Origin of the sequence: Pseudomonas sp. IT-93MI4 (genome assembly GCF_949767635.1) — a bacterium.
Taxonomy (GTDB): domain Bacteria; phylum Pseudomonadota; class Gammaproteobacteria; order Pseudomonadales; family Pseudomonadaceae; genus Aquipseudomonas; species Aquipseudomonas putida_A.
The window spans coordinates 379837-400982 of the sequence record NZ_CATKPP010000044.1 but is presented as its reverse complement, the minus strand read 5'-3'; the positions used below and the strand labels follow the sequence as shown (position 1 = coordinate 400982).

At 61.4% G+C, this 21146-nt stretch carries 16 protein-coding genes; 15 read left to right on the top strand and 1 reads right to left on the bottom strand.

Translation table 11 applies throughout. The features are described 5' to 3' along the window. Positions 1 to 103: 103 nt before the first annotated feature. Positions 104 to 1468, bottom strand: coding sequence for a formimidoylglutamate deiminase (locus ACM6I7_RS18610; RefSeq protein ID WP_414889010.1), 1365 nt, complete (start codon positions 1466 to 1468; stop codon positions 104 to 106). A gap of 188 nt (positions 1469 to 1656) precedes the next feature. Here ACM6I7_RS18610 and hutC point away from each other — a divergent pair, with 188 nt between their 5' ends. The 15 genes from hutC (at position 1657) to mdoH (ending at position 21127) form a co-directional block, all read left to right on the top strand. Beyond that, on the top strand, positions 1657 to 2325 hold the full coding sequence (gene hutC / locus ACM6I7_RS18605; protein ID WP_230679353.1) for a histidine utilization repressor: 669 nt from the start codon (positions 1657 to 1659) through the stop codon (positions 2323 to 2325). Beyond that, on the top strand, positions 2322 to 2891 hold the full coding sequence (locus ACM6I7_RS18600) for a HutD family protein (RefSeq protein WP_414889009.1): 570 nt from the start codon (positions 2322 to 2324) through the stop codon (positions 2889 to 2891). Before hutC ends, ACM6I7_RS18600 begins: the two co-directional genes overlap by 4 nt. A gap of 434 nt (positions 2892 to 3325) precedes the next feature. Next, a complete protein-coding gene (gene hutU / locus ACM6I7_RS18595) occupies positions 3326 to 5026 on the top strand; it encodes a urocanate hydratase (RefSeq protein WP_414889008.1) in 1701 nt (566 codons plus the stop codon). 66 nt (positions 5027 to 5092) lie between these two features. Beyond that, entirely contained in the window at positions 5093 to 6565 is a 1473-nt protein-coding gene (locus tag ACM6I7_RS18590; protein WP_027611282.1) for a purine-cytosine permease family protein, read from the top strand. Positions 6566 to 6634: 69 nt separating this feature from the next. Next, on the top strand, positions 6635 to 7603 hold the full coding sequence (locus tag ACM6I7_RS18585; RefSeq protein WP_027611283.1) for an ABC transporter substrate-binding protein: 969 nt from the start codon (positions 6635 to 6637) through the stop codon (positions 7601 to 7603). 84 nt (positions 7604 to 7687) lie between these two features. Beyond that, positions 7688 to 8539: an ABC transporter permease gene (locus ACM6I7_RS18580; protein ID WP_027611284.1), complete on the top strand. Its 852-nt coding sequence runs from the start codon at positions 7688 to 7690 to the stop codon at positions 8537 to 8539. Next, positions 8536 to 9366: a quaternary amine ABC transporter ATP-binding protein gene (locus tag ACM6I7_RS18575; RefSeq protein WP_047601084.1), complete on the top strand. Its 831-nt coding sequence runs from the start codon at positions 8536 to 8538 to the stop codon at positions 9364 to 9366. The genes ACM6I7_RS18580 and ACM6I7_RS18575 overlap by 4 nt, the downstream gene beginning before the upstream one ends. A gap of 178 nt (positions 9367 to 9544) precedes the next feature. Further along, on the top strand, positions 9545 to 11068 hold the full coding sequence (gene hutH / locus ACM6I7_RS18570) for a histidine ammonia-lyase (RefSeq protein ID WP_414889007.1): 1524 nt from the start codon (positions 9545 to 9547) through the stop codon (positions 11066 to 11068). Between the two features lie 116 nt (positions 11069 to 11184). Further along, positions 11185 to 12717: a histidine ammonia-lyase gene (hutH, locus tag ACM6I7_RS18565; RefSeq protein ID WP_414889006.1), complete on the top strand. Its 1533-nt coding sequence runs from the start codon at positions 11185 to 11187 to the stop codon at positions 12715 to 12717. A 102-nt stretch (positions 12718 to 12819) separates the two neighbouring features. Beyond that, positions 12820 to 14025, top strand: a complete 1206-nt coding sequence (gene hutI / locus ACM6I7_RS18560; RefSeq protein WP_414889005.1) for an imidazolonepropionase — start codon at positions 12820 to 12822, stop codon at positions 14023 to 14025. A 10-nt stretch (positions 14026 to 14035) separates the two neighbouring features. Beyond that, entirely contained in the window at positions 14036 to 14839 is an 804-nt protein-coding gene (hutG, locus tag ACM6I7_RS18555) for an N-formylglutamate deformylase (RefSeq protein WP_247269358.1), read from the top strand. A gap of 227 nt (positions 14840 to 15066) precedes the next feature. After that, the gene (gene pip, locus ACM6I7_RS18550) at positions 15067 to 16038 is read left to right on the top strand and encodes a prolyl aminopeptidase (protein WP_003220824.1); all 972 of its coding nucleotides are present in this window, start codon (positions 15067 to 15069) and stop codon (positions 16036 to 16038) included. After that, positions 16035 to 16472 (top strand): D-aminoacyl-tRNA deacylase, encoded by a 438-nt coding sequence (gene dtd, locus ACM6I7_RS18545; protein ID WP_414889004.1) that lies wholly within the window; start codon positions 16035 to 16037, stop codon positions 16470 to 16472. The genes pip and dtd overlap by 4 nt, the downstream gene beginning before the upstream one ends. Before the next feature lie 307 nt (positions 16473 to 16779). After that, positions 16780 to 18564: a glucan biosynthesis protein G gene (locus ACM6I7_RS18540; RefSeq protein WP_167734086.1), complete on the top strand. Its 1785-nt coding sequence runs from the start codon at positions 16780 to 16782 to the stop codon at positions 18562 to 18564. Beyond that, positions 18557 to 21127 carry a glucans biosynthesis glucosyltransferase MdoH gene (gene mdoH, locus ACM6I7_RS18535; protein WP_115988388.1) on the top strand — a complete coding sequence of 857 codons (2571 nt, stop codon included), beginning with the start codon at positions 18557 to 18559 and terminating at the stop codon, positions 21125 to 21127. The genes ACM6I7_RS18540 and mdoH overlap by 8 nt, the downstream gene beginning before the upstream one ends. The last annotated feature ends 19 nt before the right edge of the window (positions 21128 to 21146 follow it).

The window sequence follows — 21146 nt, the reverse complement described above, 5'->3', positions numbered from 1 at the left end:
CAATGTAGGAGTGAGCCTGCTCGCGATGACTGTGTGTCAGACATAAATATGTGACTGACACACAGTCATCGCGAGCAGGCTCACTCCTACATTTTGTTATGTGTCAGCTCAGCAATTCGCGCAGGACCTGGATGAATGCCCGAGCGCTTTCCTCTTCGCCCGCGTGCCGTCCATCGCGCACCACCCATTGGCCATTGACCAGCACGTCGCGCACCTGGCGATCGCCCCCAGCGAACAGCCAGCGATTCAAAATCCCGTCACCGCTGGCGGTGGCCAGATACGGATCATTGCCATCGAGCACGATCCAGTCCGCACGTTTGCCGACTTGCAGCGCACCAATCGGCTGTCCCAAAGCCTGGGCGCCGCCGTCCAGCGCCGCGTCATACAACGTGCGCCCGACCATCGGTTGATCCGCGCCATACAAACGGTTACGCCGCTGATCGCGCAGACGCTGGCCGTATTCCAGCCAGCGCAATTCCTCGACCACGCTGAGCGACACATGGCTGTCGGAACCGATGCCCATGCGCCCACCCTGAGCGAGGAAATCCACCGCCGGGAAAATCCCGTCGCCCAGATTCGCTTCGGTGGTCAGGCACAGGCCGGCGATGGCGCGACTCTTGGCCATCAGCGTGACTTCTTCCGGGTTGGCGTGGGTCGCGTGAACCAGGCACCAGCGCTGATCGACCTCGGTGTTTTCGTAGAGCCATTGCAGCGGACGGCGACCGCTCCAGCTCAGGCAGTCATCGACTTCCTTCTGCTGTTCGGCGATGTGAATGTGCACCGGGCACTGCTTGTCGCTGGCGGCCAGCACTTCGCTGATCTGCTGCGGGGTGACCGCGCGCAACGAGTGGAAGCACAGACCCAGCGACTGCGCTTTTTGCTGAGCCAGTAATGGCTGCAAGCGCGATTGCAGATTCAGATAATTTTCGGTGCTGTTGATGAAGCGGCGCTGCCCATCATTGGGCGTTTGGCCGCCGAATCCGGAATGGCTGTACAGCACCGGCAACAGAGTCAGACCGATACCGCTTTCGCTCGCTGCCTGACTGATGCGCAGTGCCAACTCGGCCGGATCGGCGTACGGCTGACCGTTGTTGTCGTGGTGTACATAGTGGAATTCAGCAACTGAGGTGTAACCGGCCTTGAGCATTTCGATGTACAGCTGACGGGCGATCACACCGAGCTGCTCCGGGCTGATTTTTCCGACGAGGCGATACATCAGGTCACGCCAGGTCCAGAAACTGTCGTTGGGATTACCGGCCACTTCGGCCAGCCCGGCCATCGCGCGCTGGAAGGCGTGGGAGTGCAAATTGGGCATGCCCGGCAGCAGCGGACCGCTCAGCCGTTCGGCGCCGTCTGCGGTGGAATCGGCCAGGATTTGGGTCAACACGCCATCGGCATTGACCTCAAGACGTACATTATTGGCCCATCCGTTAGGCAGCAGCGCGCGTTCGGCAAAGAAAGCGGACATGGTTCAGCACCCCATCGTGTGTTATTTGTATATACATATACAGACGTTTGCCTGCCCGGTAAACTCCGGCAAGCTAGCAACCTTCATCCAATGAACAGGGATCAACCGTGCCGACTCCGCCTCCAGTCTCTCCGTTGGCCGCGAACCTGGGCGACAGTCCGGCGCCCTTGTACGCCCGCGTCAAACAGATGATCACCCAGCAGATCGACAGCGGTAACTGGCCACCGCATTACCGCGTACCGTCGGAAAGCGAACTGGTCAGCCAGCTCGGTTTCAGCCGCATGACCATCAACCGCGCGCTGCGCGAAATGACCGCCGACGGCCTGTTGGTGCGCATGCAAGGTGTCGGTACGTTTGTCGCCGAACCGAAGAGCCAGTCCGCGCTGTTCGAAGTGCACAACATCGCCGACGAGATCGCCTCCCGTGGCCATCGCCACACCTGCCAGGTGATCACCCTCGAAGAAGAGGCCGCCGGTTCCGAGCGCGCGCTGGCGCTGGACATGCGCGAAGGGCAGAAGGTCTTCCACTCGTTGATCGTGCATTACGAAAACGACATTCCTGTGCAAATCGAAGACCGCTTCGTCAACGCGCTGGTCGCCCCGGAATACCTCAAGCAGGACTTCACCCTGCAGACCCCTTACGCCTATCTCAACCAGGTCGCGCCGTTGACCGAAGGCGAGCACGTCGTCGAGGCGATCCTCGCCGAGCCGTCCGAGTGCAAGTTGCTGCAGATCGAAAAAGGCGAGCCTTGCCTGCTGATCCGTCGCCGCACGTGGTCGGGGCGTCAGCCGGTGACCGCCGCGCGTTTGATTCACCCAGGTTCCCGTCATCGTCTGGAAGGACGCTTTCATAAATGAGTCAGGTAAAGGTTTTACGCGCTGAAGGCTACCCGCGCATGCCGTGGAAAAACGGCGGCGGCAGCACCGAAGAGATTACCCGTGATGCGGGTGCCGGCCTCGATGGTTTCGGCTGGCGCCTGTCGATTGCCGACATTGCCGAGTCCGGTGGTTTCTCGACCTTTGCCGGTTACCAGCGGGTGATCACGGTACTGCAGGGCGATGGCATGACCCTGTGCGTCGATGGTGATGACACGCGGCCGCTGTTACCGCTGGACCCGTTTGCCTTCAGCGGCGAAAGCCAAGTGTCCTGCACTTTGCTCGGTGGCGCGATCCGCGACTTCAACCTGATCTACGCGCCGCAGCGGTACAGCGCGCGGTTGCAGTGGCTGGAAGGCGAGCAGCGGTTTTTCAGCTCGGCGACGACGGTGCTGGTGTTCAGTGTCAGTGAGTTACTGCAAGTGCAGGTCGGTGACAGCACTGCGCAACTGGGTCGGCATGATTGCCTGCAGCTGGACGGTAACACCGGCCTGCTTGAAGTCGCGGTAAACGCCGCGTGCTGCGTGATCGAGCTGACTGCGCGCTGATTAAAAACTTAAAAGATCGCAGCCTTCGGCAGCTCCTACACTGGAATTGATGTCCACCCTGTAGGAGCTGCCGAAGGCTGCGATCTTTTGCTTTTGGGGTGTTCCCAACCCACGCACCAACTTGTTACCGAACGCCCCAGCGTGGCGCAAAACCACGGGTTCGTAACGATCCGCCAAATCCTCAATTCCTCCCCGCAAAAATTTTCATCCACGCCGTAACCCTTGTCTCAGGCGCTCTGCAGCCCTGTCCGCAATTTTTCTTGAGCGCCCCTCCAGCAAGTTGGCCGCTTGATTGCATATGCTTGTATGTACAAGTAAAGACGTATGCGTATAAGTCCGCAGCGTCCACTGATTCGCTTGTCGCGCATTGAGGCGCGCAGGCTGCTTGCCCACTGCCAGGGTTGGTTTGAATTGATCGCTGAGGAGTCTTTTTCGTGACTGACAATAAGCCTACAACTGCCGTTTATACAAAGAGACGTGACGTCGAAATCCGTGCATCGCGCGGCAACAAGCTGACCGCCAAGAGCTGGCTGACCGAAGCGCCGCTGCGGATGCTGATGAACAACCTCGATCCAGAAGTGGCCGAGAATCCGAAAGAGCTGGTGGTCTACGGTGGCATCGGTCGTGCCGCGCGTAACTGGGAGTGCTACGACAAGATCGTCGAGAGCCTGACCAATCTGAACGACGATGAAACCCTGCTGGTGCAGTCGGGCAAACCGGTCGGCGTGTTCAAGACCCACAGCAACGCCCCGCGCGTATTGATCGCCAACTCCAACCTGGTGCCGCACTGGGCGAGCTGGGAACACTTCAACGAACTCGACGCCAAGGGCCTGGCCATGTACGGCCAGATGACCGCCGGCAGCTGGATCTACATCGGCAGCCAGGGCATTGTTCAGGGCACCTACGAAACCTTCGTCGAAGCCGGTCGTCAGCACTACAACGACAACCTCAAAGGCAAGTGGGTCCTGACCGCGGGTCTGGGCGGCATGGGCGGTGCTCAGCCACTGGCGGCCACCCTGGCCGGTGCCTGCTCGCTGAATATCGAATGCCAGCAGGTGAGCATCGATTTCCGCTTGAAAAGCCGCTACGTCGACGAGCAGGCCAAAGATCTCGATGACGCCCTGGCGCGCATCGCCAAATACACCGCCGAAGGCAAGGCGATCTCCATCGCCCTGCTGGGCAACGCGGCAGAAATTCTGCCGGAACTGGTCAAGCGTGGCGTGCGCCCGGACATGGTCACCGACCAGACCAGCGCCCACGACCCGCTCAATGGCTATCTGCCGGCTGGATGGACCTGGGACGAATACCGCGCCCGCGCCAAGACCGAGCCGGCCGCTGTGATCAAGGCCGCCAAGCAGTCGATGGCCGTCCACGTCAAAGCGATGCTGGACTTCCAGAAACAAGGCATTCCGACCTTCGACTACGGCAACAACATCCGTCAGATGGCGCAAGAAGAAAGCGTGGAAAACGCGTTCGACTTCCCGGGCTTTGTACCGGCCTACATCCGCCCACTGTTCTGCCGTGGCATCGGTCCGTTCCGCTGGGCGGCGCTGTCGGGTGATCCGCAGGACATCTACAAAACCGACGCCAAAGTCAAAGAGCTGATCCCGGACGACGCGCACCTGCACAACTGGCTGGACATGGCCCGTGAGCGCATCAGCTTCCAGGGTCTGCCGGCACGTATCTGCTGGGTCGGTCTGGGCCTGCGCGCCAAGCTCGGTCTGGCGTTCAACGAAATGGTGCGCAGCGGCGAGCTGTCGGCACCGATCGTGATCGGTCGCGACCACCTCGATTCCGGCTCCGTTGCCAGCCCGAACCGCGAAACCGAATCGATGCAGGACGGTTCCGACGCCGTGTCCGACTGGCCACTGCTAAACGCCCTGTTGAACACCGCGAGCGGCGCGACCTGGGTTTCCTTGCACCACGGCGGTGGCGTGGGCATGGGCTTCTCGCAGCACTCGGGCATGGTGATTGTCTGCGACGGTACTGACGAAGCGGCCGAGCGTATTGCGCGCGTGCTGCACAACGACCCGGCGACCGGTGTCATGCGTCACGCCGATGCCGGTTACCAGATCGCTATCGACTGCGCCAAGGAGCAGGGGCTGAACCTGCCGATGATTACCGGCGGCAAGTAACACAGCTCCCACAAGGGTTCGAGTAGGCTCGAGAGAACAATTAAAACAATCCACAGAGGTTGAATCATGGCTGTAACTCCCGATCGTGCAGGCAACAAACCGTTGATCGAAAGGCGTTCGATCGACTACATCCCGGAAGCGGAAAGACACGGTCGTCTGTTGAGCCAGTTCACTCTGTGGATGGGTGCGAATCTGCAAATCACTGCGATTGTCACCGGGGCCCTGGCCGTGGTGCTGGGCGGTGATGTGTTCTGGTCGTTGATCGGTCTGTTGATCGGTCAACTGCTGGGCGGTGGCGTGATGGCGCTGCATGCGGCGCAAGGGCCGAAACTGGGCCTGCCGCAGATGATTTCCAGCCGCGTGCAATTCGGCGTGTACGGCGCGGCGATCCCGATCGTGCTGGTGTGCCTGATGTACCTGGGTTTCACCGCCACCGGTACGGTGCTTTCCGGCCAGGCGCTGGGCCAGTTGTTTGGCGTCAGCGACACGGTTGGCATCCTGCTGTTCGCCAGTGTCATCGTAGTGGTCACGGTGCTCGGTTATCGGGTGATCCACTGGATCGGCCGGGTTGCCAGTGTCATCGGCGTGATTGCCTTCGTGTATCTGTTCAGCCGTCTGCTGAGTCAGGTGGATGTGGGCGCACTGTTGCAGATCCGTCACTTCAGTTGGAGCAGCTTCCTGCTGGCGGTGTCGCTCGCGGCGTCCTGGCAGATCGCGTTCGGCCCTTATGTGGCTGACTATTCGCGTTACCTGCCGAGCAAGGTTTCCTCGGTGAAAACCTTCTTTGCCGCTGGCGCCGGTTCGGTCATCGGCGCGCAGGTGGCGATGGTCCTCGGCGTGTTCGCGGCAGCTTCGGCCAACGGCCAGTTTGCCGGTCACGAAGTGGCCTACATCGTCGGACTGGGCGGCACCGGTGCCACCGCCGCGCTGCTGTACTTCAGCATCGCCTTCGGCAAGGTGACCATTTCGACGCTGAACTCCTACGGCAGCTTCATGTGCATCGCCACCATCATCAGCGGCTTCCGTGGACACCTGACGGTCTCGCGCCTGCAACGGCTGGTGTTCGTGCTGGTGATCGTCGGCGCCGCCACCCTGATCGCCTTGCTCGGTCAGCACTCGTTCCTCGGTGCGTTCAAGTCGTTCATCCTGTTCCTGCTGGCGTTCTTCACGCCATGGAGCGCGATCAACCTGGTCGACTACTACTGCATCACCCGCGAGCGCTATGACGTGCCGGCGCTGGCCGATCCGAACGGTCGCTATGGCCGCTGGAATCTGCTCGGGATCAGCGTCTATGTGTTCGGCGTGCTGGTGCAACTGCCGTTCATCTCCACCAAGTTCTACACCGGCCCGCTGGTGGCCGCCCTCGGTGACGTGGATATCTCCTGGATCATCGGTCTGGTGCTGCCTGCTGCCCTCTATTACGTGTGCGCAAAAAAATGGCACGGCTCGGTGCCTGATCAACTGATTCTGCCGGTCGAGCAGAACAGCGTTGTACCACCTGAAAAAAGTGGGGCCGGGCGCGCTGCGGCGCAGGCCTGATTGGACGTGGACAGGGCTGGATGCCTCTTGACTGCCGTAAGCCAATTCATGATTAGGAGCGTCGCAACAATGAAATCGAACAAGACCCTGCTCACCACACTGTTGTCCATGGGCCTGCTGGCCAGTGCCGGTGCCACTCAGGCAGCCGGTTGGTGCGAGTCCGGTAAACCGGTGAAATTCGCCGGTCTGAACTGGGAAAGCGGCATGCTGCTGACCGACGTGCTGCAAGTGGTGCTGGAGAAAGGTTACGACTGCAAGACCGACAGCCTGCCGGGCAACTCCATCACCATGGAGAACGCCCTGAGCAGCAACGACATTCAAGTGTTCGCCGAAGAATGGGTCGGCCGCAGCGAAGTCTGGAACAAGGCCGAGAAGGCCGGCAAGGTCGTCGGTGTCGGCGCCCCGATCGTCGGCGCTATCGAAGGCTGGTACGTGCCGCGCTACGTGATCGAAGGCGACGCCAAACGCAAGATCGAGGCAAAAGCCCCGGAGCTGAAAAACATCGCCGACCTGGGCAAGTACGCGGCTGTTTTCAAAGACGCCGAAGAGCCGTCCAAGGGCCGTTTCTACAACTGCCCGGCGGGCTGGACCTGCGAGCTGGACAACAGCGAAATGCTCAAGAGCTACGGCCTGGAAAACACCTACACCAACTTCCGCCCGGGCACCGGCCCGGCCCTGGATGCGGCGGTGCTGTCGAGCTACAAGCGTGGCGAGCCGATCCTGTTTTATTACTGGTCGCCAACCCCGCTGATGGGCCAGATCGACGCGGTCAAGCTGGAAGAAAAGCCGGGCGTCGACAAGAGCGTGAGCATCAAGGTCGGCCTGTCGAAAACCTTCCACGAGCAGGCGCCAGAACTGGTGGCCGTGCTGGAAAAGGTCAACCTGCCGATCGACCTGCTGAACCAGAACCTGGGCCGCATGGCGAAGGAACGTATCGAGTCGCCAAAACTGGCGAAAATCTTCCTCAAGGAACATCCTGAGGTCTGGCACGCGTGGGTCAGTGACGACGCAGCCAAGAAAATCGACGCGGCGCTGTAGGTCGATACCTCCCGGTCAACCGTGAGGCTGGCCGGGAGATATGCCGTAAATCGCTTGATTGAGATTTCTGATTGAGAGCCGCTTATGTTTCCCGAAAGCTTTACCTTTTCCATCGCCGACTGGGTCAACGGTTGGGTCGATTCGCTGGTCACCAACTACGGTGATGTGTTCCGCCACATCTCGGACACCCTGCTGTGGGCCATCGTCAACCTTGAAGGCCTGCTGCGCGCGGCGCCGTGGTGGTTAATGCTGGCGATCGTCGGCGTGGTCGCCTGGCACGCCACGCGCAAAGTGCTGACCACCGCTGTCATCGTCGGTCTGCTGTTCCTCGTCGGTGCTGTCGGCCTGTGGGACAAACTCATGCAGACCCTGGCGCTGATGATGGTCGCGACGATCATTTCGGTGCTGATCGGCATTCCGCTGGGGATCCTTTCGGCGCGCAGCAATCGCTTGCGTTCGGTGCTGATGCCGCTGCTCGACATCATGCAGACCATGCCGAGTTTCGTGTACCTGATTCCGGTGCTGATGCTGTTCGGTCTGGGCAAGGTCCCGGCGATTTTCGCCACGGTGATCTACGCCGCGCCGCCGCTGATCCGCCTGACCGATCTGGGCATCCGCCAGGTCGACGGGGAAGTGATGGAAGCGATCAACGCTTTCGGCGCCAACCGCTGGCAGCAACTGTTCGGCGTGCAACTGCCGCTGGCCCTGCCAAGCATCATGGCCGGGATCAACCAGACCACCATGATGGCCCTGTCGATGGTGGTGATCGCCTCGATGATCGGCGCCCGTGGCCTGGGTGAAGATGTGCTGGTGGGGATTCAGACCCTCAACGTCGGACGCGGCCTCGAAGCCGGTCTGGCGATCGTGATTCTCGCGGTGGTCATCGACCGCATTACTCAGGCGTACGGTCGGCCACGGCATGAGGTGAGCAAATGAACAACGCAACCGTGAGCAAGATCGAAGTCAAAAACGTCTTCAAGATTTTCGGCAACCGCGCCAAGGACGCGCTGGCGATGGTCGGCCAGGGCAAGACCAAGGACCAAGTGCTGAACGAAACCGGTTGCGTGGTCGGGGTCAACGACCTGTCGCTGAGCATCGGCACTGGCGAGATCTTCGTGATCATGGGCCTGTCCGGTTCCGGCAAATCGACCCTGGTGCGCCACTTCAATCGCCTGATCGACCCCACCAGCGGCGCGATCCTGGTCGATGGGGTGGACATCCTGCAATACGACATGGAAGCGCTGCGCGAATTTCGCCGGCACAAGATCAGCATGGTGTTCCAGAGCTTCGGCCTGCTGCCGCACAAGACCGTGATCGAGAACGTCGCCTACGGCCTGAAAGTGCGCGGCGAGAGCAAACAACTGTGCGCTGAACGCGCGTTGCACTGGATCAACACCGTGGGCCTCAAAGGCTACGAAAACAAATATCCGCACCAACTTTCTGGTGGCATGCGCCAGCGCGTGGGCCTGGCCCGGGCACTGGCGGCCGACACCGACATCATCCTGATGGACGAAGCGTTCAGTGCGCTGGATCCGCTGATCCGCGCCGAGATGCAGGACCAGTTGCTGGAGCTGCAAAAGACCCTGCACAAGACCATCGTCTTCATCACTCACGACCTCGACGAGGCCGTGCGCATTGGCAACCGCATCGCGATTCTCAAGGACGGCCGCCTGATCCAGGTCGGCACGCCAAGAGAGATCCTGCATTCGCCGGCAGACGAGTATGTTGACCGGTTCGTGCAGCGGCGGGCGGCAGTAGTCTGAAATGGATTGCCTTTGTGGCGAGGGGATTTATCCCCGATGGGTGGCGAAGCCGCCCCCAAACATTGCATGCGGTGCACCTGAAACATCCTGGCTGCAGGTTTTGGGGCTGCTGCGCAGCCCATCGGGGATAAATCCCCTCGCCACAGGGTGTATCAACAGAATTGGCATGAGGTTTTAGATGTCCCAGGCTGAAAAAATCATCATCACCGGCAACCCCCTGCGTTGGCAGGACGTGGTCGCCGTCGCCCGTCACGGCGCGCAACTGGAGTTATCGAGCGAGACCTGGGCGCGCATCGAAAACGCTCAGGGCATCGTTCAGCGCATCGTCGCAAGCGGCGAGCGTGCCTATGGCGTCAACACCGGTCTGGGTGGTCTGTCCAACGTGTCGCTGAAGGACGAACAACTCAGCCAGCTCTCGCGCAACACCTTGCTCAGTCACGCCTGCGGCGTCGGCCCGGTACTGCCCGATGAGCAAACCCGGTCGATCATCTGCGCTGCGATTCACAACTTCAGCCACGGCAAATCCGGCATTCATCGCCGGGTGGTCGAAGCGCTGCTGGCGCTGCTCAATCGCGGCATCACCCCGCAGGTTCCGTCGCAAGGTTCGGTGGGTTACCTGACGCACATGGCGCACATCGGCATCGCGCTGCTGGGCGTGGGCAATGTCAGCTATCGCGGGCAGATCACTTCGGCGCAACAGGCGCTGGCCGAAGAAGGCCTGCAACCGGTGCAGCTCGGGGCGAAGGACGGCTTGTGCCTGGTCAACGGCACGCCGTGCATGACCGGCCTCAGCTGTCTGGCGATTGCCGACGCGACGCGCTTGGTGCAATGGGCCGATGTGATCGGTGCCATGAGTTTCGAAGCGCAGCGCGGGCAGATCGCCGCGTTTGATGCCGAGATCATCGCGCTCAAGCCGCACCCCGGCATGCAACAGGTCGGTAGCAACCTGCGCGCCTTGCTCGATGGCAGTGAAGTAATCGCGACCAGCAAAGGCATTCGCACTCAGGATGCGCTGAGCATCCGTTCGATTCCGCAGGTGCACGGCGCTGCGCGCGATCAACTGGAACATGCGATCAAACAGGTCGAAGCCGAACTCAACGGCTGCACTGACAACCCGTTGCTGCTGGGCACGCCCGACAACTTCCGGGTGATGTCGCAGGCCAACCCGCACGGCCAGTCAGTGGCGATGGCGGCGGATCTGCTGGCGATTGCCATGGCTGAAATCGGCTCGATTGCCGAGCGCCGTCTCGATCGTCTGGTCAACCCGCACGTCAGCGGTCTGCCGGCGTTTCTGGTGGCCAATCCGGGAGTGAACTCCGGGATGATGATCGTGCAATACGTCGCCGCTTCGCTGTGTGCCGAGAACCGCCAGCTGGCGCAACCGGCAGTGCTCGACAACTACGTCACCTCGGGCCTGCAGGAAGACCACCTGAGCATGGGCACCAGCGCTGCGTTGAAGCTGCACCGCGCCCTGGAAAACTGCACGCAGATCCTCGCCATTGAGTACCTGTTGGCGGCGCAGGCCTTTGAATTCCTCAAGGAGCAGCGCTTTGGTGCGGGCACTGACCGGGCGTGGCGCCTGCTGCGCGAAAGCGTCCCGGCCTACGATCAGGATCGCTGGCTGGCGCCGGATATCGCCGCCGCCGCGAGCGTTCTGAAACACCCGAATTCGCTGCACAACGTATTACCGAATCTGCACTGACAACTACCCATACCAGCGTGCCAAGGCGCGGATCGTCCACAAGACGAGAAACGACGGATAACGGAATGCTCCGGAGCGACTGGTAGTTAATAACAATGTTCAAAAGGAGCATTTTAATGACTGCGCTGAACCTGATTCCCGGCCAACTGAGCCTGGCCCAACTGCGTGACGTTTATCAGCAACCGGTCAAGCTGACCCTCGACAACAGCGCTGCGGCGCAGATCGAGGCCAGCGTCGCTTGCGTCGAGCAGATCCTTGCCGAGAACCGCACTGCCTACGGCATCAACACCGGTTTCGGGCTGCTGGCCTCGACCCGCATCGCCAGTGAAGACCTGGAAAACCTGCAGCGTTCTCTGGTGCTGTCCCACGCCGCCGGCGTCGGCCAGCCGATCAGCGATGAGCTGGTGCGGCTGATAATGGTGCTCAAGGTCAACAGCCTCAGTCGTGGTTTTTCCGGCATCCGCCGCGTGGTGATCGACGCGCTGATCGCGCTGATCAACGCCGAGGTTTATCCGCATATTCCGCTCAAGGGTTCGGTGGGTGCATCGGGTGACCTCGCGCCGCTGGCGCACATGTCGCTGGTGCTGCTGGGCGAAGGCAAGGCGCGCTACAAGGGCGAGTGGATGGAAGCCACCGAAGCGCTGAACGTCGCCGGTCTGACCCCGCTGACCCTGGCGGCGAAAGAGGGTCTGGCGCTGCTCAACGGCACTCAGGTGTCCACGGCGTTTGCCCTGCGCGGTCTGTTTGAAGGTGAAGACCTGTTTGCCGGTGCTCTGGCTATTGGCGGTCTGACGGTTGAGGCGGTGCTCGGTTCGCGCTCGCCGTTCGATGCACGTATTCACGCCGCTCGTGGCCAGAAAGGTCAGATCGATGCCGCCGCCGCATATCGCGATCTGCTCGGCGAGCGCAGCGAAGTGTCCGACTCGCACCAGAACTGCGAGAAGGTTCAGGACCCGTACTCCTTGCGTTGCCAGCCACAAGTCATGGGCGCTTGCCTGACCCAGTTCCGTCAGGCCGCCGAAGTGCTGGCCATCGAAGCCAACGCCGTCTCCGACAACCCGTTGGTGTTCGCCGCTGAAGGCGATGTGATTTCCGGCGGTAACTTCCATGCCGAACCGGTGGCCATGGCCGCCGACAACATGGCCCTGGCCATCGCTGAAATCGGCTCGCTGAGCGAACGCCGTATCTCGCTGATGATGGACAAGCACATGTCGCAACTGCCGCCGTTCCTGGTGGCCAATGGCGGCGTCAACTCGGGCTTCATGATCGCTCAGGTGACCGCCGCGGCACTGGCCAGCGAGAACAAGGCACTGGCCCATCCGCATTCGGTCGACAGCCTGCCGACCTCGGCCAACCAGGAAGACCACGTGTCGATGGCCCCGGCCGCCGGCAAGCGCCTGTGGGAAATGGCCGAAAACACCCGCGGGATTCTCGCGGTGGAGTGGCTGGCGGCGGTGCAGGGGCTGGACCTGCGCAACGGTCTGAAGACCTCGGCCAAGCTGGAACAGGCGCGGGCGATTCTGCGGCGCGAAGTGCCGTTTTATGAGAAGGATCGCTTCTTTGCGCCGGACATCAATGCGGCGACTGAGTTGTTGGCTTCGCGGTGCTTGAGCGAATGGGTTCCGGCGAAATTACTGCCTAGCCTGTAATGGCCTCTTCGCGAGCAGGCTCGCTCCCACAGGGGAATGCATTTCAACTGTGGGAGCGAGCCTGCTCGCGAAATCGATTTTGAATACTGTGGAGACTAAGGGATGAAAACCCTCTGGCAACACTGCCACGTCGCAACCATGGCGCAAGGCGTCTACTCGATCATAGAGGATGCGGCCATCGTGACGTCCGGTGCGCACATCGAGTGGATCGGCCCGCGCAATCAATTGCCCTCTGGCGAATACCCGGCGGTCAACGACCTGCAAGGCGCGTGGGTCACCCCCGGCCTGATCGACTGCCACACACACACGGTGTTCGGTGGCAACCGCAGCGGCGAATTCGAGAAACGCCTGCAAGGCGTCAGCTACGCCGAGATCGCGGCGCAGGGCGGCGGTATCGCCAGCACTGTGCGCGCCACCCGTGAAGCGAGCGAAGACGAGCTGTTCGCCAGCGCCGCCAAGCGTTTGAAAAGCCTGATGCGCGACGGCGTGACCACGGTCGAGATGAAGTCCGGCTACGGTCTGGATCTGGCCAGTGAACGCAAGATCCTGCGGGTCATTCGTCGCCTGGCCAAGGAGCTGCCGATCAGCGTGCGCAGTACCTGTCTGGCCGCCCACGCGCTGCCGCCGGAGTACAAGGATCGCGCTGACGACTACATCGAGCACATCTGCGCCGAGATGCTCCCGGCATTGGCCGCCGAAGGGCTGGTCGATGCGGTGGATGCGTTTTGCGAGTACCTGGCGTTCTCGCCGGAGCAGGTCGAGCGGGTGTTCATCACCGCACAAAAACTCGGCCTGCCGGTGAAGCTGCATGCCGAGCAATTGTCGTCGCTGCATGGCTCCAGTCTGGCCGCACGGTATCACGCGTTGTCTGCCGACCATCTGGAGTTCATGGACGAAGACGACGCCATCGCCATGGCCAAGTCCGACACCGTCGCGGTGTTGCTGCCGGGGGCGTTCTACTTCCTGCGCGAAACCCAGCTGCCGCCGATGGACGCCCTGCGCAAGCACAAGGTCAAGATCGCTATCGCCAGTGACCTCAACCCCGGCACCTCGCCGGCGCTGTCGTTGCGCCTGATGCTGAACATGGCCTGCACCTGCTTCCGCATGACCCCGGAAGAAGCCCTGGCCGGCGCGACCATTCACGCCGCGCAAGCGCTGGGCATGGCTGATACCCACGGTTCGCTGGAAGTCGGCAAGGTCGCGGATTTCGTCGCCTGGCACATCGATCGTCCGGCGGATCTGGCCTATTGGCTCGGTGGTGATCTGGACAAACGCGTCGTGCGTCACGGCGTCGAATCAAGTCTGTAGGAGAGCGGTTGTGGATAAGGTTCTGAGTTTCAAACAAGGTCGCGTACCGCTGCTGATCAGCATGCCGCATGCCGGCGTGCGCCTGACGCCAGCGGTCGAAGCCGGGCTGATCGCGGACGCGAAAAGCCTGCCGGACACCGACTGGCACATTCCGCAGCTCTACGATTTTGCCGAGGAGTTGGGCGTCAGCACGTTGGCCGCCGAGTACTCGCGGTTCGTCATCGACCTTAACCGTCCGTCCGATGACAAGCCGTTGTATGTCGGCGCCACCACAGGCCTGTACCCGGCGACGCTGTTCGATGGCATTCCGCTGTTCCGCGAAGGGCACGAGCCCTCGAAAGCAGAGCGCGCGACCTACCTGGAACAGGTCTGGACGCCGTATCACCGCACCCTGCAACAAGAGCTGGCGCGGCTGAAGGCCGAGTTCGGCTATGCGCTGCTGTTCGACGCGCATTCGATCCGTTCGATCATCCCGCACCTGTTCGACGGCAAACTGCCGGATTTCAACCTTGGCACCTTCAACGGCGCCAGTTGCGATCCACAGCTTGCTGGACAGCTCGAAGCCATTTGCGCACGCCACGGCAACTTCAGCCACGTGCTCAACGGACGCTTCAAGGGCGGCCACATCACCCGCCATTACGGCAACCCCGCCGAGAACATCCACGCCGTGCAACTGGAGTTGTGCCAGAGCACCTACATGGAAGAGTTCGAACCGTTCCGCTACCGCGCCGATCTGGCAGAGCCGACGCGGGTGGTGCTCAAGGAGTTGCTGCAGGGCTATCTGGCCTGGGCAAAGTCGCACTACACCGCGTAACCCACTGTGGGAGCGGGCTTGCTCGCGAAGGCGGCGCGTCAGGCAACATATGCGTTGAATGACATAGCGCTTTCGCGAGCAAGCCCGCTCCCACAGGTTTTCTATGCAGCAGAAAAATTGTGACTGCGTACGGGCATGCTCATTGACGTAAATCGGGTTTATGATGCCGAACGGCAGAATAATAGAAGTCCCCCCAGGGATGACCTCGACCCCTTACGGAGCACGCAATGCAGACATTGTTTCCGCAGATCAAACCCCACGCCCGGCACGATCTGGCTGTCGATGACACCCACACGCTGTATGTCGACGAAAGCGGCTCGCCGGAAGGCTTGCCGGTGGTGTTCATCCACGGCGGCCCGGGTGCCGGTTGCGACGCGCAGAGCCGTCGCTATTTCGATCCGAACCTGTATCGCATTGTCACCTTCGACCAGCGCGGCTGCGGACGCTCCACCCCGCACGCCAGCCTGGAAAACAACACCACCTGGGATCTGGTCGCTGACCTTGAGCGTATCCGCAAGCACTTGGGCATTGATAAATGGGTGCTGTTCGGCGGTTCGTGGGGTTCGACTCTGGCGCTGGCCTACGCGCAAACCCACCCGGAGCGCGTACACGGTCTGATCCTGCGTGGGATCTTTCTCTGCCGTCCGCAGGAAATCGAGTGGTTCTATCAGGCCGGTGCCAGCCGTCTGTTTCCCGATTACTGGCAGGACTACATCGCGCCAATCCCGCTGGACGAGCGCGACGATCTGCTCAGCGCCTTCCACAAGCGTCTGGTCGGTAACGATCAGATTGCCCAGATGCACGCGGCCAAGGCCTGGTCTACGTGGGAAGGACGCACCGCGACCCTGCGCCCGAATCCGCTGGTGGTCGACCGTTTCTCCGAACCGCAGCGCGCCCTGTCGATCGCGCGGATCGAATGTCACTACTTCACCAACAACGCATTCCTCGAGCCAAATCAGCTGATCCGCGACATGGGCAAGATCGCTCATCTGCCGGGGGTGATCATTCACGGTCGCTACGACGTGATCTGCCCGCTGGACAACGCCTGGGAGCTGCATCAGGCCTGGCCGAACAGCGAGCTGCAGGTGATTCGTGACGCCGGTCACGCCGCCTCCGAACCGGGCATCACCGATGCGCTGGTGCGTGCCGCGAGCAACATGGCCCGTCGCTTGCTCGACCTGCCGCCCGAAGAAGCATGAAGGGGCTGTTACAGCGCGTGCGCGGTGCACGGGTCGAAGTCGCGGGAGAGACAGTCGGCGCGGTGGATCAGGGTTTGCTGGTGCTGGTGGCGATCGAACCCGACGATACCCGTACCAGCGCCGACAAACTTTTGCATAAGCTGCTTAACTATCGGGTATTCAGTGACGCCGAGGGCAAGATGAATCTGTCCCTGGCGGATGTAGGTGGCGGGTTGCTGCTGGTCTCTCAGTTCACCCTGGCCGCTGACACCAAGAGTGGGTTGCGCCCGAGTTTCTCGACCGCGGCCCCTCCGGCATTGGGCGAGGAATTGTTCGACTATCTATTCAACAAAGCGAAACAGATGCATGGCACTGTGGCATCAGGTAGATTCGGCGCGGATATGCAGGTGCACCTGGTCAACGATGGCCCGGTAACCTTCCTGTTACAGATATGAAAGCCCTTGAAAAGGTGTTTCAAGGGCTTTTCGACTGAAAACAGGCGTTTTTCGCGATAAATACTTTGTTACCCCTGATGCGTTGTCACGCGGGCTACTAGATAATCGCGCGCTATGGGGATCAGCGTTCGCTGTTCCATTTTTGACTTAGGTAGAGACTTGTCTGGATCCGATTGGGGAATCATTTTGCCCCAGCGGAGTCGGAACAATGCTCGCCAACCTGGCATATAGATAGCTGGCCGTTGGTTTTTTGATCTGTTTTCGGCGAGGGTTGCTCGTGATTGTTAGTCCCTGTAATGCAGCAAAAATGTCTGCCAAACGCATGCGAAGTGCCCTGGTAGCCGGCTCGGCGCTCCTGTGCCTGCTCAGCGCCGGCCAGCTTTGGGCGTTCAATCTTGACGATGTATCAGCCAAGGCTAAAGAGCTGGCCGGGCAGAAGTTCGAAGCCCCGCGCAGCAACCTGCCGAACGAATTCCGTGACATGAAGTTCGCGGATTATCAGAAAATCCGCTTCCTCACCGAAAAGGCTGAGTGGGCCGATCAGAAGACACCGTTCAAGCTGTCCTTCTATCACCAGGGCATGCACTTCGATACGCCGGTGAAAATCAACGAAATCACGGCGAACACCGTCGAAGAGATCAAATACGATCCGACCCGCTTCGATTTCGGCGACCTCAAGTTCGATCCGAAAGCCACTGAGCAACTGGGCTACGCCGGTTTCCGTGTGCTGTACCCGATCAACAAGGCCGACAAACAAGACGAAATCATGACCATGCTCGGCGCGAGCTACTTCCGCGTCGTCGGCAAGGGTCACACTTACGGTCTGTCGGCCCGTGGTCTGGCGATCGACACCGCACTGCCGTCGGGCGAAGAATTCCCGCGTTTCCGCGAGTTCTGGATTCAGCAGCCGAAGCCGGGTGACAAGCATCTGGTGATCTTCGCCCTGCTTGATTCGCCGCGCGCCACCGGTGCCTATCGCCTGATCCTGCGTCCGGGCAGCGACACCATTGTCGACGTCAAGGCGCAGATGTTCCTGCGTGACAAGGTCGGCAAACTGGGCATCGCACCGTTGACCAGCATGTTCCTGTTCGGCGCCAACCAGCCGTCGAAAGTCCTCAACTACCGTCGTGAACTGCACGACTCCAGCGGTCTGTCGATCCATGCCGGCAACGGCGAGTGGATCTGGCGTCCGCTGAACAACCCGAAACACCTGGCCGTGAGCAACTTCAGCGTCGAGAACCCGCGTGGTTTCGGTCTGCTGCAGCGTGGCCGCGACTTCAGCCACTACGAAGACCTCGACGATCGCTACGACAAGCGCCCAAGCGCCTGGATCGAGCCGAAGGGCGAGTGGGGCAAGGGTACCGTTGATCTGGTAGAGATTCCGACCGCCGATGAAACCAACGACAACATCGTTGCGTTCTGGAGCCCGGAAACCATGCCGGAGCCAGGCAAGCCGCTGGACTTCGCCTACCGCCTGCACTGGACCATGGACGAAGCGGCGATTCACGCCCCCGACAGCGCCTGGGTCAAGCAGACCCTGCGCTCGACCGGTGACGTTAAGCAGTCGAACCTGATCCGTCAACCGGATGGCAGCGTCGCCTACCTGGTCGACTTCGAAGGTCCATCGTTGGCGGCTCTGGCCCCGGATGCCGACGTGCGCAGTCAGGTCAGCGTTGGCGATAACGCCGAACTGGTCGAGAACAGCGTGCGTTACAACCCGGAAACCAAGGGCTGGCGCCTGACCCTGCGCATGAAGATCAAGGACGCGAGCAAGTCCACCGAGATGCGGGCCGCCCTGGTACAGCCAGTGGTCACCGCTGATCTGGCCAAGTCTTCGGTACCGGCGTCGAACTCGTCGGTGGCCAAGGCGGACAAGGTCGCGGCCAAGCAACAAGAGAAAGACGAGAAGGAAGCCAAGGCAGCCGAGGCCAAACAGGCCGACGCCAAGCCAGCCGCAGATGCCAAGGACAAGGCCAACAAAGACGCCAAGCAGCCAGCGGCTGCGAACGCGGCCCCAGCCACACCGGAATCGGCACCGACTGAAGAAGTCCTGACCGAGACCTGGAGCTATCAGTTGCCTGCCGATGAGTAACTCTCAAGTACAGCCAGAGACTCTGTCCGAGTATCTGGCGCATCTGCCGATGACCGACGAGCAGCGCGCGGAACTCGCGGGCTGCCAGTCCTTCAGCGAACTGCACCAGCGTCTGTCGTCGCCGACGTTCGACGCGCCTGCCGAAGCCGCCCAGGCTTCGGTGGGCAAGCGCCTGACCCTGAGCACCGCCGAGGAGCTGGAAGAGGCGGAAATGCTGGTGCTCGACGCCAGCGGTCGGGTCAGCATGAAGGCGACTCCGCCGATCCGTCGGACCAAAGTCGTGCCGGAGCCTTGGCGCACCAATATTCTGGTGCGTGGCTGGCGCCGCCTGACCGGGCGCACCAACCCGCCGCAGCCGCCGAAGGACGAAAACGTCTTGCCGGCAGCGCGCTGGCGCACGGTTGGTTCGATTCGACGTTACATTCTGTTGCTGCTGATGCTCGGTCAGACCATCGTTGCCGGCTGGTACATGAAAGGCATCATGCCGTACCAGGGCTGGTCGTTCGTCGATCTGGACGAAGTGCTGCACCAGCCGCTGCTGCAAACCGCCACGCAAGTGCTGCCGTATGCGCTGCAGACCAGCATCCTGATCCTGTTCGGGATTCTGTTCTGCTGGGTCTCGGCCGGTTTCTGGACGGCACTGATGGGCTTCCTCGAGTTGCTCACCGGTCACGATAAATACCGTATCTCCGGCAAAAGTGCCGGCAACGAGCCGATTCCGAAAGACGCTCGTACCGCGCTGGTGATGCCGATCTGCAACGAAGACGTGCCCCGGGTATTCGCCGGTCTGCGCGCCACCTTCGAGTCGGTCGCCGCTACCGGTGATCTGGATCGCTTCGACTTCTTCGTCCTCAGCGACAGTAACGACACCGATATCTGCGTCGCCGAGCAGCAAGCCTGGCTGGACGTCTGCCGTGAAGCCAAGGGCTTCGGCAAGATCTTCTATCGCCGCCGTCGCCGCCGTGTGAAACGCAAGAGCGGCAACCTCGACGACTTCTGCCGTCGCTGGGGTGGTGACTACAAGTACATGGTCGTGCTCGACGCCGACTCGGTGATGAGCGGCGAGTGCCTGACCAGTCTGGTACGCCTGATGGAAGCCACGCCGGACGCCGGGATCATCCAGACCGCGCCGCGTGCGTCGGGCATGGATACCCTGTATGCGCGCATGCAGCAGTTCGCTACCCGCGTTTACGGTCCGCTGTTCACCGCCGGTCTGCACTTCTGGCAGTTGGGTGAATCCCACTATTGGGGTCACAACGCGATCATCCGCATGAAGCCGTTCATCGACCACTGCGCCCTGGCGCCGTTGCCGGGCAAGGGTGCGTTCTCCGGGGCGATTCTGTCTCACGACTTCGTCGAAGCCGCACTGATGCGCCGTGCCGGTTGGGGCGTGTGGATTGCCTACGACCTGCCGGGCAGCTACGAAGAGCTGCCGCCGAACCTGCTCGACGAGCTCAAGCGTGACCGTCGCTGGTGCCACGGCAACCTGATGAACTTCCGCCTGTTTCTGGTCAAAGGCATGCACCCGGTGCACCGCGCAGTGTTCCTCACCGGCGTGATGTCGTACCTGTCGGCGCCGTTGTGGTTCTTCTTCCTGGTGCTGTCGACCGCGCTGCTGGCGGTGAACACACTGATGGAGCCGCAGTACTTCCTGGAACCGCGTCAGCTTTATCCGCTGTGGCCACAATGGCACCCGGACAAGGCGATCGCGCTGTTCTCGACCACTATCGTGCTGCTGTTCCTGCCGAAGCTTTTGAGCATCATCCTCATCTGGGCCAAGGGCGCGAAAGAGTTCGGTGGCAAGTTCAAGGTGACCCTGTCGATGCTGCTGGAGATGTTGTTCTCCATGCTGCTGGCGCCGGTGCGGATGATTTTCCACACCCGTTTCGTGCTCGCCGCGTTCCTCGGCTGGGCCGCGACCTGGAACTCGCCGCAGCGTGACGATGACTCCACACCTTGGAGCGAGGCGGTCAAGCGCCACGGTCCGCAGACCTTGCTGGGTTTCTGCTGGGCACTGCTGGTGATCTGGCTGAACCCGAGTTTCCTCTGGTGGCTGGTGCCGATCGTCGGTTCGCTGATGCTGTCGATCCCGGTGTCGGTGATTTCCAGCCGTGTCGGTCTGGGCCTCAAATCCCGTGACGAGAGCCTGTTCCTCATCCCAGAGGAATACAATCCGCCACAGGCGCTGCTGGCGACCGATCAGTACACCCACGAGAACCGCTGGCACGCGCTGAACGACGGCTTCATCCGCGCCGTGGTCGATCCGCAGCAGAACGCCCTGGCGTGCTCGCTGGCGACCTCGCGTCACGGTCAGGCCGAGCCGATCGAGTGGCTGCGTCAGGAGCGTGTACGTCACGCCCTGAAGGCTGGCCCGGCGGCACTGAGCAACCACGATCGCCTGCAACTGCTGAGCGATCCGGTGGCCCTGGCGCGTCTGCACGAGCTGGTCTGGTCCGAAGATCACAAGGAATGGCTGGATGCCTGGCGCGCTTCGGTGAAAGCCGATCCGCATGCGCCGCTGCTGCCACTCAAGCCTGTGAGTCTGCAGGCGCAACCGGCCTGATGAAGAAACCCCGCGAAAG

Coding starts and splice junctions, on each gene's coding strand:
- ACM6I7_RS18600 (WP_414889009.1), top strand. CDS start 2,322: ATGAGTCAGGTAAAGGTTTTACGCGCTGAAGGCTACCCGCGCATGCCG.
- dtd (WP_414889004.1), top strand. CDS start 16,035: ATGAAGGGGCTGTTACAGCGCGTGCGCGGTGCACGGGTCGAAGTCGCG.
- ACM6I7_RS18540 (WP_167734086.1), top strand. CDS start 16,780: ATGTCTGCCAAACGCATGCGAAGTGCCCTGGTAGCCGGCTCGGCGCTC.
- ACM6I7_RS18610 (WP_414889010.1), bottom strand. CDS start 1,468: ATGTCCGCTTTCTTTGCCGAACGCGCGCTGCTGCCTAACGGATGGGCC.
- ACM6I7_RS18575 (WP_047601084.1), top strand. CDS start 8,536: ATGAACAACGCAACCGTGAGCAAGATCGAAGTCAAAAACGTCTTCAAG.
- hutI (WP_414889005.1), top strand. CDS start 12,820: ATGAAAACCCTCTGGCAACACTGCCACGTCGCAACCATGGCGCAAGGC.
- hutH (WP_414889007.1), top strand. CDS start 9,545: ATGTCCCAGGCTGAAAAAATCATCATCACCGGCAACCCCCTGCGTTGG.
- ACM6I7_RS18585 (WP_027611283.1), top strand. CDS start 6,635: ATGAAATCGAACAAGACCCTGCTCACCACACTGTTGTCCATGGGCCTG.
- ACM6I7_RS18580 (WP_027611284.1), top strand. CDS start 7,688: ATGTTTCCCGAAAGCTTTACCTTTTCCATCGCCGACTGGGTCAACGGT.
- pip (WP_003220824.1), top strand. CDS start 15,067: ATGCAGACATTGTTTCCGCAGATCAAACCCCACGCCCGGCACGATCTG.
- hutH (WP_414889006.1), top strand. CDS start 11,185: ATGACTGCGCTGAACCTGATTCCCGGCCAACTGAGCCTGGCCCAACTG.
- hutC (WP_230679353.1), top strand. CDS start 1,657: ATGATCACCCAGCAGATCGACAGCGGTAACTGGCCACCGCATTACCGC.
- ACM6I7_RS18590 (WP_027611282.1), top strand. CDS start 5,093: ATGGCTGTAACTCCCGATCGTGCAGGCAACAAACCGTTGATCGAAAGG.
- mdoH (WP_115988388.1), top strand. CDS start 18,557: ATGAGTAACTCTCAAGTACAGCCAGAGACTCTGTCCGAGTATCTGGCG.